This is a genomic window from bacterium, from assembly GCA_021372775.1.
In the GTDB taxonomy this organism is placed as follows: domain Bacteria; phylum Acidobacteriota; class Polarisedimenticolia; order J045; family J045; genus JAJFTU01.
Map to the genome: position 1 here is coordinate 1 of JAJFTU010000494.1, position 12,926 is coordinate 12,926.

Annotated in this window: 11 protein-coding genes and 1 tRNA gene; 9 read left to right on the forward strand and 3 right to left on the reverse strand. The window is 72.5% G+C overall.

Annotation, left to right across the window (positions count from 1 at the left end; translation table 11 throughout):
- The 6 genes from LLG88_16800 to LLG88_16825 all read left to right on the forward strand — a co-directional run.
- Positions 1-2,330, forward strand: a 2,330-nt coding sequence (locus tag LLG88_16800) for a protein kinase (GenBank protein MCE5248566.1), incomplete at its 5' end; no start/stop codon positions are given.
- A 365-nt stretch (positions 2,331-2,695) separates the two neighbouring features.
- Positions 2,696-3,259, forward strand: a complete 564-nt coding sequence (locus LLG88_16805) for an NYN domain-containing protein (GenBank protein ID MCE5248567.1) — start codon at positions 2,696-2,698, stop codon at positions 3,257-3,259.
- Between the two features lie 109 nt (positions 3,260-3,368).
- On the forward strand, positions 3,369-5,573 hold the full coding sequence (locus LLG88_16810) for a macro domain-containing protein (GenBank protein MCE5248568.1): 2,205 nt from the start codon (positions 3,369-3,371) through the stop codon (positions 5,571-5,573).
- 72 nt (positions 5,574-5,645) lie between these two features.
- Complete coding sequence (locus LLG88_16815; protein MCE5248569.1) at positions 5,646-6,623, forward strand: hypothetical protein; 978 nt, start codon at positions 5,646-5,648, stop codon at positions 6,621-6,623.
- 107 nt (positions 6,624-6,730) lie between these two features.
- Positions 6,731-7,243 carry a protein phosphatase gene (locus LLG88_16820; GenBank protein ID MCE5248570.1) on the forward strand — a complete coding sequence of 171 codons (513 nt, stop codon included), beginning with the start codon at positions 6,731-6,733 and terminating at the stop codon, positions 7,241-7,243.
- Complete coding sequence (locus LLG88_16825; GenBank protein MCE5248571.1) at positions 7,240-8,247, forward strand: WYL domain-containing protein; 1,008 nt, start codon at positions 7,240-7,242, stop codon at positions 8,245-8,247. Before LLG88_16820 ends, LLG88_16825 begins: the two co-directional genes overlap by 4 nt.
- 101 nt (positions 8,248-8,348) lie before the next feature.
- Here LLG88_16825 and LLG88_16830 read toward each other — a convergent pair whose 3' ends face one another.
- On the reverse strand, positions 8,349-9,629 hold the full coding sequence (locus tag LLG88_16830) for an MBL fold metallo-hydrolase (GenBank protein MCE5248572.1): 1,281 nt from the start codon (positions 9,627-9,629) through the stop codon (positions 8,349-8,351).
- Between the two features lie 149 nt (positions 9,630-9,778).
- On the reverse strand, positions 9,779-10,159 hold the full coding sequence (locus LLG88_16835) for a hypothetical protein (protein ID MCE5248573.1): 381 nt from the start codon (positions 10,157-10,159) through the stop codon (positions 9,779-9,781).
- 115 nt (positions 10,160-10,274) lie between these two features.
- Between LLG88_16835 and LLG88_16840 the strand changes: the two genes are divergently transcribed.
- The 3 genes from LLG88_16840 to LLG88_16850 all read left to right on the forward strand — a co-directional run bounded on the left by LLG88_16840 (position 10,275) and on the right by LLG88_16850 (position 12,199).
- A complete protein-coding gene (locus tag LLG88_16840) occupies positions 10,275-10,814 on the forward strand; it encodes an alpha/beta fold hydrolase (GenBank protein ID MCE5248574.1) in 540 nt (179 codons plus the stop codon).
- Positions 10,815-11,101: 287 nt separating this feature from the next.
- Positions 11,102-11,707 carry a type II toxin-antitoxin system HicB family antitoxin gene (locus LLG88_16845; protein ID MCE5248575.1) on the forward strand — a complete coding sequence of 202 codons (606 nt, stop codon included), beginning with the start codon at positions 11,102-11,104 and terminating at the stop codon, positions 11,705-11,707.
- A 12-nt stretch (positions 11,708-11,719) separates the two neighbouring features.
- Positions 11,720-12,199, forward strand: coding sequence for a protein-export chaperone SecB (locus tag LLG88_16850; protein ID MCE5248576.1), 480 nt, complete (start codon positions 11,720-11,722; stop codon positions 12,197-12,199).
- A 155-nt stretch (positions 12,200-12,354) separates the two neighbouring features.
- On the opposite strand, the gene LLG88_16855 is transcribed toward LLG88_16850, so the two are convergent.
- Positions 12,355-12,448 (reverse strand) — tRNA-Ser (locus tag LLG88_16855).
- Positions 12,449-12,926 lie beyond the last annotated feature (478 nt).

Sequence of the window (12,926 nt, forward strand, 5' to 3'; positions counted from 1 at the left end):
TCGTCCACCGCGACCTCAAGCCCTCGAACGTCACGCTCGCGCCCGACGGCCGCGTGAAGCTGCTCGACTTCGGTTTGGCGAAGGCGCTCGAGGCCGAAGGCGCGCCGTCGAACGCGCCGACCCTCACCACGCCTTCGGACGACGCGACGCGCGGTGGACTCGTCTTGGGGTCGGCGCCGTACATGAGCCCCGAGCAGGCGCGCGGCGAGGAACTCGACCGCCGGACCGACGTCTGGTCGCTCGGCTGCGTCCTCTACGAAGCTCTGACCGGGCGGCGCGCGTTTCCCGGCGCGACCCGCTCCGACGCGATCACGGCCGTCCTCGAACGCGATCCGGACTGGTCGGCGCTTCCCGCCGAGACTCCCCCCGCCGTCCGCGATCTGCTGCAGCGCTGCCTGCGCAAGGACAGGGCCGCTCGTCTCCGCGACGCGTGGGACGCGAGGATCGAGCTGGTCGAGGCTCTTTCCGATGCGTCATCGGAAGACGCGCTGATCGCCGCCGGCGCCGCGACGCGGCCAAGAGCGCGGAGCCGGAGGCGGAGGCTCGCCGTCGTCGCCGTGGTCGCCGCCGTTTCCGCCTGTCTTGCGGGCGCCGTGGTCGGCTGGCTCGCCGCCCGCACGTCCGTCCGCGCGCGCGCTTCCGCGAACGCCCCGGCGCGCTGGACGATCGCGCTTCCGCCGGATGTCGCGTTCCCTCCAATCAACGGACCTCCCTGTCTCGCGATATCCCCGAACGGCAAGACGATCGTCTTCGTCGGGAGCTCGGCCGGCCGGACGCAGCTCTACCAACGCGATCTCGGCTCGATCGACCCGCGGCCGATCCCGATGACCGAGGGGGCGTGGCAGGCGACCTTCTCGCCGGACGGTCAGTGGATCGCTTTTGGCCAAGGCGGCCAAATGAAGAAGGTCCGTCTGGACGGCGGGATGCCGACGCTGCTCGCCGAGGCGCGCGTCTTGATCGGTGTCACGTGGGGCGCGGACGGCACGATCGTCTTCGCGCCCGACGCCGGCGAAGGCCTTTGGCGCGTCTCGGAGAACGGCGGCGTTCCGAGACGCCTGACGACGCCCTACGTCGGAATCGGCGGGACCCATCGCTGGCCGCAGTTTCTGCCGAGCGGCGACGTCGTCTTCACGATGCAGGTCGGCTGGATCCCCGCGGACGAGCGGATCGGCGTCCTTTCGCTGAAGACGGGCCATCTGCGTGTCCTGACCGAGCATGGGAGTTCGCCGCACTACGTCGCCGGCCATCTCGTCTACGGTCGGGACGGCATGCTGCTGGCGGCGCCGTTTGACCTTGCGCGTCTCGAGACGACCGGCCCCGAGACGCCGATCGCCGAGGACGTCCGGATGGACCCCTACGGCACCTCGTCGGTGCAGTTCGACGTCTCCGCGTCGGGTCGCCTCGCGTACGTCCCGGGCTATCCGCGGCCGGTGGACCGCGCGCTCCTTTGGGTGGACCGCGAGGGACGCGCGACGCCGGCCGCGCTGGAACGACGCAGCTTCCTCGACGTGGCGATTTCGCCCGACGGAAGCTCCCTGGCGGCGATGCGGGACGAGCTGCAGGGAGCGACCGTGTGGTCGCTCGACCTTCGCATGCAGACCTCGACGCGGGCTGCGGATGGTGGCGGAAAGTCGTCGCCCGTCTGGTCTCCGGACGGTACTGGTTTTGCGTACCGCGGCGAAGACGGGATCTTCCTCGTTCGCCGCGACGGGCACGGTCGCCACGCACTCCTTCGCGAACCAACCGGCCACTTCGCGTACCCAGCGTCATGGTCCGCGGATGGGCGCTTCTTGGCGTTCACGTATGAAACCACGACGACGGGCCACGACATTTGGATCCTGCCTCTCGGGGGAGACCGGCGGCCCCGGCCGTACTTGGCGACGTCGATCAACGAGTGCTGCGCCGTCTTCTCTCCGGACGGCCGCTGGATGGCCTACAACTCGAACGAGTCGGGGCGCGACGAGATCTACGTGCGGCCATTCCCGGGCCCCGAACCGAAACACCAGGTCTCGTTCGGCGGCGGCACGCACCCGAAATGGACGCGCGGCGGGCGCGAAATCGTCTACCGCGCGCCGGGGCCGCCTCCCGCCGTGATGGCCGTCTCCGTCGCGCTCGGCGCCGGATTCCGCGCGGGCCCGCCGCGAAGGCTCTTCGACGACACCTACCGGAAAACGGAGAGCCTCGAATTCCCGACCTACGACGTCTCCCCCGACGGCGAGCGGTTTCTGATGATCGAGGAACCGCCCTCCGCCGCGCCGCCGACGCAGATCGTCGTCGTTCCGAACGTCCTCGACTTGATCAAGTCGAGGACGCGCGGCGCGAAACGATAACGGCGCGCGGGGCGCAGGGGAACGTGCGAGGTCGATCGGATCTCCGCCGATGATCGCCCGGCCTTCGGGAACGGAATGCGCGCACCGGAGGCCGACGCGCCGTTCCCCCTTTGTCTCTGCGCCGCAACGGCCATCGTCAGATTGCGCCTTCGACCCCGTTGCGCCGTCGGGACCGGCGCCATAGGCTTCATTCGCTTTCATCCAGCCGGGCTCGATCCGGCTGTGCCCGCGGGCCACGGTCCGCGGGCTTTTCGTTTTTCGGGGGAGGGGGGATGCGCGTAGCGGCGTTCGTCGATGGTCTCAACGTGTAACACGCGATCAATGACCTCGGTCGAGCTCATCTGAAGTGGCTCGACGTCCGGAAGCTGTGCGCGGTCTTCGCGCCCGGCGACAATCTGGCGGCGGTCTACTACTTCTCGGCGTTCGCGACGTGGCTGCCCGGATCCTGCGCCCGTCACCGCGCACTCGTCGCCGCCCTGGAGGCGACCGGCGTTCGCGCCATTCTCGGCCGGTTCAAGAAGAAGTCCGCGGGTTGCCGCAGATGCGGCGCGGCGTGGGTCTCGCACGAAGAGAAAGAGACCGACGTCAACATCGCGCTGCAGTTGGTTCTGCGCGGGCTCGATGGCGAGTTCGAGCGCGCGCTGCTCGTTTCCGGAGACTCGGACTTAGCGCCGGCGGTCCGGGAACTGACGGCGCGGCGTCGAGACGTCGACGTGCGGATCATCCTGCCGCGCCACGGCCAGCGGAGCGACGAGCTTGTTCAAGCGGCCGGGGGACTCCACTGCCGTCGGGAAATCAAGCTGCTGCATTGGGAGCGCTGCCGCCTTCCCGACGAGGTCTTCGACGGCGCCGGCCGCTTGGTCGCCGTTTGCCCTCCCGAATACAGAGTCGGGCTGGCCCGCTCCGGCGTTCTCGCGCCTCCGTCGTGAACCCCGGCGGCCTCCCCGGTCGGCGCCCTCGAGGCGGGGGCGGCGCGGGGGCGCGGCGCGTCGCCTATACTCGTGCCTCGGCCGCGTCGTCGCGGAGCGGGGGCACGAGGTGGACAGCCGCAGAGTGCAGGTGGGCGAGACCGCCGTGGACATCGTCGGGGGCTCCATCACGGAGCTGCCCGAGCGCTTCGATTTCCTCGTCAGTTCGGACGACAACTATCTCTCGCACGGCGGCGGCGTCTCGGAGGCGATCTGGGCGGCCGCCGGACCGGAGCTCGCCGCGTACGTCGCCGCGAACCGCGTCCCGCTGCGCCTCGGCTCGGTGTTCGCGACGCCGGCGGGCCGGCTCGACGCCGGCGGCGTCCTGCACGCCGTCACGATCGACTTCGACGCGAACCGGACGCTCGCCGGGGGCGGCGCCCGCGCGCTGTACGCGGCGGTGTTCGACGCCGCGCTCAAGGCGCGCGCGCGGTCGATCGCGCTGCCGCTGCTCGGGGCGCGTTCCGCGCGCCTCTCGGTGTCCGACTCGGTGGCCGCGTTCCTTCAGGCGGTCGAGGCCCGCGCCGACGAATGGCCGGCGCTTGTCCGCATCGCGCTCGTGTTGTACGGCGGCGACTTCGCCGCCCACGCGACGTGGCTGGAGGACGGCCTGCGGCGGGTCGAGACGCTCGACGGCTTGGGCGCGCGGGCGAAGCGGCTCGGCGCGGTCGAACTCGACGACGGGCCGCGGGCCGCCGCGTCGGACGTCTCGCCGCTCGAACGCGCGATTCGGCTTCTGCTCGCCGCGCTCAAGCTGCTCTACGTCGCCGGGGTCGGCGCGGACGCGGCGCGGGTCGCGCCGGGCGATACGCCGGCCGGACTGCTCGACGTGGCGCGGCGCCGCTTCGGCGGCGAAGAGCGCCGCGCGCTGGCCCGCTTCGAGCCGCTGATCCGGAACGCGATCGCGGCCGGCAACCGCGCCAGCCACGCCATGCTCTCGGGCGTCGCCGACCGGCGGCTCGCGCTCGCCGAGATCAAGTCGGGGATCGTGGCCGCGTTGGAGTTCGTCGAAGGACTCGGCGACGCGCAGCCCGTCGCCGCGCGCCCCGCGGCGGGCGAGCCCGGCGCGGCGAGCGCGGCGAAGGCGGCGGCCCCGAGGCCTGAAGCCGCGTCGGCGGAACCGCTTGCCTTCGAGCCGGCGGAGACGCGCCGCAGCGCGCCGGCGGAACCGCTTGGCTTCGCGCCGGCGGAGATGCGTCCCTGCGCGTCGGCGGAACCGCTTGCCTTCGCGCCGGCGGAGACCGTCGCCGCTGCGCCGACGGATGCGCCCGGCGCCGCGCACGTGCGGCGCCTCCACGACCTCTTCCTGCGGACGCTCGGCGCCGAGGACCGCGCGGCGCTGGTGCAGGACCTGCGCGCCGAAGGGTATCGGGGAGGCGACGAAGACTGCCTCCTCGAGTGCTGCGTGCGGCGCGATCCGGCGGAACTGCTGCGGTCCTGGCTGACGCCGCGCCAACTGCGCAAGGCGATCGAGGACCTCAACGGCGAGGCGCGGCCCGAATCGTCGGTCGGGCTTGTCGAACAGTTGTTGGAACGACTCGGGTTCCCCGGCGCCCAGCGGCCGCTGACGCTCGACCGGATCGTGGCCGGCGTCAAGCGCGCCCAAGCGGAGGTGTCCTGCACGGACGACCTCGCCAGGTTGCGCGGTTTGGTGACGAACGTCGGCGCCCAGCTCGAGTTCGCGTGCCGCGTCCTCGCGACCTTCCTCTGCCGCCGCGTGTTCAACGAGCCGGCGGAGACGCGGCTGCTGCAGCTCGGCGTGATCAAGCGCGCCGCCGAACTGCGGACGATGTCGCTCGGGCGCTGGCTCGACGCGCTCGACGCCCTCTCCAAGGACCTTCAGGCGGCGACGGGGGGCGCGGCGGAGGAGTTTCGCCGTCAGGTTCCCGACTGCGCGCTCGCGCCGCGGGACATGGGCGGCCTCGCCGGCGGCCGCAACGAGTTCGTGCACTACCGGGACTGGGCGCAGGCCGAATCGCCGACCAAGGCGCGCCGGAAGGCGGCGGCGTTCTTCGAGCGGACGCTCCAACTGCTCGAGCACTGGATGGCCCCCGAACGCTCGCTCTTCCCCGTCATGATCACGGTGGAGGAGATCCGGTTCGATCGTTGGGGGCGTCGGATCGCGATCGCGAAGACGCCGGCCGGCTGCGACGAGCGGATCTTCAGCGACCTCCCGCTGCGCCCCGGCGAGGTCTACCTCATGCACGCGACGACGAACCCGTTCCGCATCGACCCGATCCTCGTGCCGGCGGGGGATCTCGGCGGGGGCGTCTGAGGCGCGTCAGCGGCCGCGTCGTCGGTCGTCCTCTCCCCGAACCGCGACGAGGCGGTTCGGGGAGACGATGCGATGATCCAGCAGGCGCTCGATGCGCTCGAACTCGGCGCGCCCACGACGCGCGGCCACTTGACGATGATTCCGCTGCTCGAGTCCCGCGGCGCGGAACCGTTCTACGCCACCCTCGACGAGGCGCTCGAAACCGGCGCCTTCCGCGTCACCGAAGTGTCGGAGGGCGGGTCGGTCCCCGACCTGCTCGCGACGAACGAGCTCGACCGCCCGGTGCTGATCGTCCACGGCGAGCAGTTGGTCGGCGCCAAGCAGAACCGGATCGTCAACCTCACGATCCTCGTGCCGCCGTCCAGCTCGCTGAAGATCCCCGTCTCGTGCGTCGAGCAGGGGCGTTGGGACTACCGCAGCCCGGAGTTCAAGTCCTCGGAGCATCCGCTGAACTACGCCTCCCGCGCCCGCGCGGCGGCGGAGGTCAGCGAGCGGATGTCGCGGCACGAGGCGCCGCGGGCGGACCAGCTCCGCGTCTGGGAGATGGTGGACCGCCGCCTCCGCGAACTCGGCGTGCGCTCCGAGACCGGAGCGGTCGAGGACGCGTACGAGGCGCGGCGCGCGCAGCTCGACGCGACGGCGGACATGGCGCCGGCGCCGAACCAGGTCGGCGCGGTGTTCCTGATCCGCGGCCATGTCGCCGGCCTCGAGCTGTTCGACGCGCCGCGCACGCTCGCCGGCATGCTGCGCAAGATCGCCAACAGCTACGCCCTGGACGCCCTCGACGCGCGGTCTTCGGCGCCCCCGACGAGATCGCCGGAAGAGGCCGCGCGGGCGCTGCTCGGCCGGGTCCGCGAGGCGAAGGTCGCGACGATCCCGAGCGTCGGTCTCGGCGTCGCCGTCCGGATCACGGGCCGCGGCACCGCCGGCGGCGGGCTCGCGCTGAACGACGCGCTGGTGCATCTCGCGGCGTTCCGGCTCCCCGCCGAGACGAGCGCCCCCACGTTCCGCCCGCACCACTCCCGCGGCGCCTTCGGCGGCGACCGCTGAACCTTCCCGCGGGGAGGCGCCGGCGGCCGGGCGGCGCCTCCCGCGGAGAGCGGCACGATATGTGCCGCCTTGCCCCTCACCATGGGAGCGTGCCAAGGAGATCGCCGATGTACGGATTTGCGCCGGCGCGTCCCGGCAGCCCGGTTCACGGCGCGGCGGCGCCGCGGACCGGCGCGCGGGACGTCGCGGACTGGGTCGGATACATGAAGGGCCGCGGCGTCGTCCGCGTCTGCTCGCTGCTCCCGCCGCGCGAGCTCGCGGAGTTTCCGCAGGGGCTCGTCCCGCTCTACGGGCGCGCGTTCGGCGCGGCGAACGTCCTTTCCGCGCACCTCGAGGACTCCCTCGACATCGGCGACGAGCTGTTCGGCCGGATCCTGCCGTTCCTCGCCGCCTCCGACGCGCCGACGGTCGTCCACTGCCGCGCGGGGCTCGTGCGGACCGGCGTCGTGCTCGCGTCGTGGCTCGCCTACCGCCACGGCCTGAGCCCGGAGCGCGCGATCGCCGCCGCGGAGCGGGGCGGACGGGAGCCGCGCTCGATGGCCGACGACGATTGGTCCTCGGCGCGGCTGCGCGGCCTGCTCCGCGAGGCGCGCCGCCTCGGCGAAGAGGCGCGCCAGTGAACTGGAACCTCGTCGAGATCGCGCGGCGGCTGGACGCGGCGCCCGGCGGCGTGCTCGTGGACCAGCTCTGCGGGGAGTTCGGCATCCGGCCGCGCACGTTCCGGAAGTACAAGCGGCTGCTCGAAGACGAGTCGGAGGCGCTGTTCGGGCGCGCGGTCAAGGTCGAGCTGACCGGCCGCGGCGAGGACCGGCGGATCGCCTTGCGGGACGCGCGGCCGCCCGACGCGAACCACCTCCTCGAGCAGCTCGGCGCGCTCTACCTGGCGCAGCAACTGCTCGGCTTCGCCGCGGGGTCGCCGCTCCTCGGCGAGATCGAGAAGATCGCCGGGCGGATCGCGGCGGCCGCGCCGAAGAAGGCCGTTCTCGGCGTCCAGGTCGATCGGCTGCGGCGGATGGTCCACTTCGTGCCGTCGGGCCACAAGGACTACCGCGCCAAGGCGCCGCTCGTCTCCGCGCTGTTCGGCGCGATCATCGGACGGCGGCGGATCTCGTTTCGGTATCGAGCCCTCGCGCGGCAGGCGCCGGAACAAGTCGACGCGGAGCCGCTCTCGCTCGTCATGTACAAGGGCGGCCTCTACGTCGTCGCGCGGCTGGATCGGCGCCCGCCGGGCGACGAGCCGGCGACCCTCTCGGTGGACCGGATGACGGACCTCGAGATCTCGGAGCGGACGTTCCGCTACCCGGAAGACTTCGACCCGGCGACCTACTTCGACGGCAGCTTCGGCCTGTTCCGCGGGCCGAAGAACGCGCGCCTGCGGGTCGCGCTCCTCTTCGCCGCGGACGAGCCGCTGCAGCGCTATCTGCGCGAGCGGACGTGGGCGCGCGGCGAGAAGTGGACGGTGGAAGCGGACGGCCGCCTGCGGATGACGTTCACGGTCTCCTCGCTGGCGGAGGTCGCGCCGTGGGTGCGGTCGTGGGGCCGCGCCGTCGAGGTGCTCGAGCCGAAGGGGGTGGACTTCGCGACGATCGGCCTCGGGCTGGGGCCTCGCGGGTCGGCCGGCTGATGCAGCGGCGCGGCTGACGGGGTGGCGCGGCCGACGAGGCGGCGCGTCTGGCGAGGCGGCGCGGCTGATGCGGCGGCGCGGCGCTGCTGACGGGGCGGCTCTCAGGTCGCCCACCACTCGCCGTCCGGGCGCGGATCCACCGCGTCGTAGAGCTCGCGGAACCGCTCGGGGGCGGCGGTGTGGATCGGGACGAGCGACTTCGGCATCAGCGTCTCGGCGAGCCGCCGCAGGTCGCGGGGCGCGGCGTGGCCCGAGGTGTGGAGGTCCTCGCGCCGCATTCCGCGGCGGGCGATCAGCTCGAGCGTCGCCGCGCCGCGGCCGTCCTCGAGATAGCCGCGCCACTGCGACCAGACCAGGGTCGCGCCGCGCAGCAGGCCGCGCCGTTCCAGCGCCGCGACGACGCCGGGGCGGAAGAGGAGCGCGAAGCGCCGCGGCGCGGCGGCGATCTCGTCGGCGGAGACGCGCGCCGCGGCGTCCACGCCGAGCGCCGCGGCCTGTCGGCGCTGCGCGTCGGGGACGAAGACGCGATAGTTCGAGTGGCCGGCGTGGGGCACGCTCGCGCGGCCGACGGCCCGCGCGATCGCCTCGCCGTAGACGTCGGTCACGAAGACGCGGCGGGCGGCGATCGTCGCCGCGCGATAGGCGGTGACCCAGCGGTCCACGTTCTGCGGCGAGAACGCGATCAGCGCGACGCCGGGGCCGCCGCGGATCGCGTCGCCGATCCGGCGCTCCAGCGCGCGCTCGCCGCAGGGGACGCCGTCGAGCGGCGCGTTCGGCGTCAGCGAGGTCCCCTCCACGATCAGCGCGTCGGCGCGCCGCGGCGCGCGCGCGAGGAAGTCCCGGAACGCGGCCGTGCGCCCGTGTGCCCGGACGTCGCCGGTGTAGATCAGCGTCCTGCCGTTGGCCTCGACGACCAGGCTGAAGCCGCCGAACGCGCTGTGGTCGGCGCGGAACGGCGTGACGCGGAACGGCCCGAGCGCGAACGAGCGGCCGTCCTCGAGGAAGCCGGCCGGCGTCGGCGCGGCGGGATGGCGGGCGAACCGCGCATCCGGACGACCGACGAACGGCGCGGCCGGACGGCGGACGAACGGCGCGGCGGCGGCGATCATGTCCGCCGCCGGCTTGCCGATGTAGACCGGCAGATCGGGCCGCGCGAACGGCAGCAGCCCGTAGTGGTCGAGGTGGGGGTGGGAGATCACGACGGCGAGGAGCGAGCCGTCGCCGGCGCTCGTCAGCCCTTCGACCGGCGGCACGGCCGCCGCCGGATCGACGGCGTCGCCGAGCGGCAGCCCGAGATCGAGCAGCAGCCGGCGGCCGCCGCTCTCCAACTCCACGCAGTTTCCCCCGACCTCCCGCGCGCCGCGGTGGATGCGGACCCTCATCGGGGCGCCTTCGTCGAAACGGAGTCGTTCATCGCCGCCATGATGAGGCGCGACGCGGCACGATATGTGCCGCGGTCGGCGCGGAGCGGAAGTTCTGTCCGCGGTGCGCCGGGCGGGCGGATCGTCGCCGCGGCCCGCGGCCGGCCGCGTCAGCGCGCATCGCGTTCGGAACGGCGGGGACAGAGGATGCCCCAGAGGATCATGAGCAGCGCCACCGCGACGCAAAGCTGAAGGGCCGAGGCCACCACGCCGGTCCCCAGGTCCGTCCCCGCGCAGTTGTAGATCAGCAGAAGAAGCGCGAACGCCGCCCCGGCGACGAGGCAGACGACGTAGTTGTCGGCCCCCAGATCCTGCGGCGAGGCGAGGAGCGCCAGCCCTCCGGGGACCTCGGCGAACATGGCGAGGAGAAGGCCGGGGACGGTGAACAGCCCTCGGCCGTACCGCCGGCGCGTTTCCGCGTTGAGCGCGACGAGCCCGATCACCGTCAAGCAGGCGAGCGCCGCGGCGGCGATGGCGAGGAACGCCTTCATGACCGTCCTCCCGATTCCAACGCGGCCAGCATGGCGCGGGGCGCGGCACGGTCCGTGCCGGGGCGGCGTCCATAGTCGTCATGGCGCGCTTCCGTCCGCGCGCGGGGAGGAGTCCGTGGCCAATCACGTCGTCTACGTTCCGGGACTGAACACAAAAGGGCCGTCGGAGAAGGCCGTCTTTCTGCGGCGGTCGTTCGACGTCGTCCAACTCGCGTACGATCCCGAGCGCCCGCGGGAGTCGGTCGAACGCCTCGCGGCGGACCTCGATCGCGCCGCCCCCGACGCGGTCGTCGTCGGGTCGTCCCTCGGCGGCTTCTACGCCTACTGGCTGGCGAAGCACCGCGGACGGAGCGCGCTCCTCCTGAACCCCTGCGTCTTCCCGTCGCGCTTCCTGACGGCCGCGCCGCCGTCCCTGAAGGCCGAGTACGCCGCGCTAGAGGCCGAGCTCTACGCCGGCGCCGCCGCCCCGGACACCGTCGTGCTCCTCGAGACCGGCGACGCCGTCCTCGACTACGCCGTCGCCGAGGCGCACTTCCAGAGCCGCGCCTGGGTGCAGATCTTCCAAGGCGGCTCGCACCGCTTCGAGAACCGTCAAGCGATCCTCGACGCCCTGTCGCTCTTCTTCGAGCCGATCGGCTTCTGGGATCCCGACTGAGAGCGCGAAGCGGGCCGGCCCGCAAGGCTGTCCGGCCCGCAGCCCGAACCATACCCGGGCCGGAACGGCTGGATACGGACAGAGATGAACCGATTGCCGGCGATATCACAGAACAGTAGCGTACCTTCCGGGAGCAGGGTGCGCGGGGCGATCGGCGACAGGTGCTTTGTGATTCACACCCCGCATCCCCGGCGGGAACTGGCGGCCAACACGGTCAAGGACCTTCGGGATTTCTTCGAAGCGGCGCTCCCCGATCTCGAAGAGCTTCTCGGGCAAGCAGGGGCGAGATGATGGACACGATTTCCTGCAAGGGCTACGTCGCCGGCGTGGAACTGGATGCGGAAGAGAACTGCCTTCGCGGGCGGGTCCTGGGCATTCGCGATGTCGTGTCCTTCTCCGCCGACACGGTCCCGGAAATGAAGCGACGGATGGCGGAGGCGGTGGACGACTATCTCGACTACTGCCGCGAACGCGGGGTGTCGCCGGAGCGTCCGTTCTCCGGGCGGTTCCTTGTGCGCATCGGCCAGGAACTCCATCGCGACGCGGCGCTTGCCGCGCAGCGCTCCGGAGCGAGCCTCAACGCGTGGGTCGCGGGCGCGATGCGCTCGGCGCTCGATGCCGAGCGGACGTCCGAGGCGAAGGCCCGCGAGTCGAAATTGGCTCTCGACACGGTCGTCGCGCTGCGGCGCGAAGGTTCGCCCGCGGCCAGCCCGTGGACGGCGGCGTCGGCGTCGTCGATCGCGGCGGCGACGGGACGGAGCCAAACAGCCCGCGTCCGGCTCGTGCTTACGTCGCTTGTCCAGATGGACTGGTCCGCCGCCCAAGGCGGCGCGTCGCCGCGCGCGGGCGGTTCGCCGCATCCCGCCGAGAACGAAGAACCGGCGATCGCCTGACGGAGGGGAAGGATGGAACGGGACGGAAGCGGAACCATGCGTGAAATGAAATGCCGGATCCTCGCGCCGCCGGAGCTTCTGGCTTTGAAGTTCCGTCGCGACGAGTCCTCGCCTCTCCCCGAAAACGGACAGATGTCGCCCGAACTGAGCTTCGAGCTTCTCGTTTCGCGCTTCGCGCGGGAGGACATCGGCGTCACCTTGGAACTCGCGCTGCGAGGCGTTCCCGGCGTCGATGCGTCAACGACGTTCCGGGTCGCGTTCCGGGTCCCGACCGGTCTTGCGGAGGACGACTTGGCGCGCGATCTGCGCTTGATGGCCGCGCACACGGCGCCGGCGATGCTCTATCCATTCATGAGGGAAACCCTCGCGGGCGCATTCCTGAAGGCCGGCCTGCCGCCGTTCCTCGCCCCGGTCATCGATTTCCGAGCCATGTTTGATCCTTCGGACGTTCCCATCCCGGACGCGCCGCCTCAGTCGTCGGAGCCCAAGTAGGCGGTGCGGGTGTCCGCAGCCGGCGACGAGCGGGCCGCGCGGGAGTTCGACGCGGGGTCTTCGTCCACCCGCGGAAATGGCCCCCCCCCCCGTGGCCCCCGAACACCGAAAAAGCCCGCCGATGCGGCGGGCTCTGAATCCCTCAAGTTCTTGATTGGCGGAGAGGCAGGGATTCGAACCCTGGGTGAGGGTTTAAGCCCCCACAACGGTTTAGCAAACCGTCCTCTTAAGCCACTCGAGCACCTCTCCGCGCTGCGCTTCGACGACGCGCGGACCGGGTGGCTTGCCGGCGCCGCGCGCTCCGCCGTCCCCGCGGGGCCGGATCTCTCCGGGACGGGAACGCGAAAGCCGGTGGATTATGCCGCGCCGCCGTCGTCGCCGCCAGCGGCCGGGGACGCGCGGGCGCGGCGCCCGCTCCGCCCGCTCGCGGGCCGTCCCCTTTGTCTCGGCCCGCGGGCCCGGCGGCCCGGACGGCGTTGACGCTCGGGCGAGGACGGCGCGAGACTCCGATCCGCGGCGCGGGCGTCGTCGGCGGAGGGCGGGGGATGCGGTCGTCGCCGGGGGGGGTGATGAAGGGCACGGCGAACGGACGGGCGACGCGGCGCGGCTCGGGCGGATCGGCGGGGCGCGGGCCGATCGACGCGGCGGCGGCCGCTTCGTCGTCGCCGCTCCGCGACGGACGTCGCGTCTTCGTGCCGACTCGGACCGCCATTCGCCCTGTGCACGG

Coding starts and splice junctions, on each gene's coding strand:
- LLG88_16815 (MCE5248569.1), top strand. CDS start 5,646: ATGATCCAGCAGGCGCTCGATGCGCTCGAACTCGGCGCGCCCACGACG.
- LLG88_16820 (MCE5248570.1), top strand. CDS start 6,731: ATGTACGGATTTGCGCCGGCGCGTCCCGGCAGCCCGGTTCACGGCGCG.
- LLG88_16830 (MCE5248572.1), bottom strand. CDS start 9,629: ATGAGGGTCCGCATCCACCGCGGCGCGCGGGAGGTCGGGGGAAACTGC.
- LLG88_16835 (MCE5248573.1), bottom strand. CDS start 10,159: ATGAAGGCGTTCCTCGCCATCGCCGCCGCGGCGCTCGCCTGCTTGACG.
- LLG88_16845 (MCE5248575.1), top strand. CDS start 11,102: ATGATGGACACGATTTCCTGCAAGGGCTACGTCGCCGGCGTGGAACTG.
- LLG88_16850 (MCE5248576.1), top strand. CDS start 11,720: ATGGAACGGGACGGAAGCGGAACCATGCGTGAAATGAAATGCCGGATC.